This window comes from Campylobacter troglodytis, from assembly GCF_006864425.1.
GTDB classification, from domain to species: Bacteria; Campylobacterota; Campylobacteria; order Campylobacterales; family Campylobacteraceae; genus Campylobacter_D; species Campylobacter_D troglodytis.
This window is the reverse complement of the sequence record NZ_QHLI01000163.1, coordinates 1-1,090: the sequence shown is the minus strand read 5'-3', so window position 1 is coordinate 1,090 and position 1,090 is coordinate 1. Positions and strand designations below refer to the sequence as shown.

Below are 1,090 nucleotides of genomic sequence, written 5' to 3'. Positions count from 1 at the left end.
GATTTTTCCTTCCTTTGCATTTGGCTTATTTCTTAAATTCACAAAGAAATCATTTATTTTTGTCTTTGTGATGGCTAGGGCTGCTGTTGGAAGGGGGGTAAAAAGCTCTTTGTAGGATATATGCTTTGTAACGGTTTCATAATGTTCTTTTGTGTCATTATACTCGCTATCTTGCCAAGAGGCAATAAATTCAGGGAAATTCAAGGCTTGATTTTGAGAAAGGACTGTGTAAGATTTAATTACACCTATTAAAATAGGGCTAGTTAAAAAGCTATCAGATCGAACAATGCTAATTTCCTCAAAAGAAAATTTAGAATCTATAAGATACCATTCAAACTCCAGCTCCATAGGCACAAAAACGCTGCCAAAGCGGACATCAAAAAATCGCTGTTGTTGAGATTCACTAAATTCCGCTTTTGATAAAAGCTCTTTGACAAAGTCGTAGTTTATGTTGTAATCGACCTTAAATTTAGTGATTTTTCGCTCAGTGGTGCCATATTTTACCTGTTTGGCAAAGTCTTTAGCATAAAGAAACGCATAATTTACAAAGGGATTATTTTCAGGAAAAAATATTAAATCAATGTTTTTGTTATGCTTTATATCAAAGCTCCAAGAAATGCGAAGATTGCCTTTGAAGCGCAAGGTTGATGAAACTTTGGGATATTTATGCCTAAATGGGATTTGTTGAGAACAAAAATATTCCTTAAGCTCCTCATCACTTAAATTTACATATTTTTCACTGCTCATTGCATATACTTTAAGCAAATTGTAAGTGTAAAATTCATTCATTATAATAGATTTTATTTTTTTCAATGTCTGATCCTTTATTATTTAATCTACACATAAATTACCACCTTTCGTAAATGCCTTGGTTATAGAGCTTATATTCGGAATTTCTTTTATTGATTAATCTTTGCATTAAATTTTAAAATGATTTCATGATAAATTTACACCCTCCTAAGTGCTGTCATTATACCAGTAATAAATATAAATGAAAATTCGCACATACTTATAGTTGCAAATTCTAATATTTTATTTCTATAAATAAAGTGAAGCTTTATAAAAGCTGACATATTTAATAAAAATGCCA

1 protein-coding gene is annotated in these 1,090 nt (G+C 30.6%); it reads right to left on the bottom strand.

The window, feature by feature from the left end:
- Positions 1-813 (bottom strand): hypothetical protein (locus DMC01_RS12535; RefSeq protein ID WP_142694516.1); only part of this gene is annotated, 813 nt, incomplete at its 3' end.
- Positions 814-1,090 lie beyond the last annotated feature (277 nt).